This window comes from Acinetobacter endophylla (genome assembly GCF_053543775.1).
In genome coordinates this window covers 1-1,237 of sequence record NZ_JBLVOM010000290.1, presented here as the reverse complement: position 1 = coordinate 1,237, position 1,237 = coordinate 1, and the positions used below count along the sequence as shown (strand labels likewise).

General features: G+C 60.5%; 2 protein-coding genes. Both read left to right on the top strand.

Annotated elements, in window-relative coordinates; genetic code table 11:
• On the top strand, positions 1-592 hold a 592-nt coding region (locus tag ACNPNW_RS16315), incomplete at its 5' end, for a zinc-binding alcohol dehydrogenase family protein (RefSeq protein WP_448767190.1).
• A 72-nt stretch (positions 593-664) separates the two neighbouring features.
• On the top strand, positions 665-1,096 hold the full coding sequence (locus ACNPNW_RS16310; RefSeq protein ID WP_005006001.1) for a GlcG/HbpS family heme-binding protein: 432 nt from the start codon (positions 665-667) through the stop codon (positions 1,094-1,096).
• Positions 1,097-1,237: the final 141 nt, after the last annotated feature.

The following is a 1,237-nucleotide window of genomic DNA, read 5'->3' as shown; positions in this document are numbered from 1 at the left end:
CGTGGCGAAGCCCGTACCCGGTGCGGCGGAGGCGATCCTCATCATCGGTGGCGCGGGCGGGGTTGGGTCGATCGCCGTCCAGATCGCGCGACAGCGCACGGACCTCACCGTCATCGCCACAGCCTCTCGACCGGAAACCCAAGAGTGGGTAAGAGGGCTTGGAGCTCACCACGTCATCGACCATTCTCGTCCGCTCGCGCCACAGATCGCCGAACTCGGCATCGGTGCTCCCGCTTTCGTCTTTTCGACCACACATACCGAGCAACATGTCGCCGACATCGCCGAACTGATCGCCCCACAAGGACGGTTCGGACTGATCGACGATCCCAAGGCATTCGATATCATGGTTTTCAAGCGCAAGGCGGTGTCGATCCACCACGAGCTGATGTTCACGCGGTCGATCTACGGCACGCCCGACATGAATGAGCAGGGCGAGATTCTGGATGCGATGGCAGCGCTGGTTGACGACGGCAAAATCCGCACGACGCTGACCCGGCGACTGTCGCCGATCAATGCCGCCAATCTGAAGACGGTGCATGCACTGATCGAAAGTGGCGCGGCTAAAGGCAAGATCGTCCTCGAAGGCTTCTAACGACCGCGATCGCCAAACATCTTGTCCAACCTCAAAAAGCCGAACGGGTTATGCCCCAGCGATGAGAATCCCATGACCAAATCTATTGCCACCGCCTCGATCAACCGCGAAACCGCAGTCGCCCTCATCGACGCGGCGCTCGCTGCGGCCCGTGCCATCGGCATCCCGGCTGCCGTCGCCGTCGTCGACGCCACCGGTAACCTGCGCGCGTTCGAGCGCACCGACGATGCGCCGTTCCTTACCGTCGATGTTGCCATCGACAAGGCCTGGAGTTCCGCCTCGTTTGGGTTCCCGACCCATGTCTGGAACGACTATGTGACCAACGATCCAAAAGTGGCGCCGCTAGCCTATCGCCCTCGGATGGTCGCTGTCGGCGGCGGTTATCCGATTCTGGAGGATGGGAAGTTGATCGGCGGCATAGGCATCTCCGGAGGCAACTATCAGCAGGATCAGGATGCGTGCGTCGAGGCACTCATGAAAATCGGGTTCCAGTTGCCAGCCTGACGACTGTGAGGCCATCACCGGTGGTAATGGCCAACAGATCCAACCTTTGAGAGGCCTAATGATGGAAGCGTTCGTCGTCTTTACGCGGGAAGAAACCAGCGACCCACATGCACTCGCAACCTATTCTGCAGGCGTCGGACC

Bases quoted from the DNA above. Each gene is read 5' to 3' on its own strand.
- ACNPNW_RS16310 (WP_005006001.1), top strand. From the start codon at position 665: ATGACCAAATCTATTGCCACCGCCTCGATCAACCGCGAAACCGCAGTC.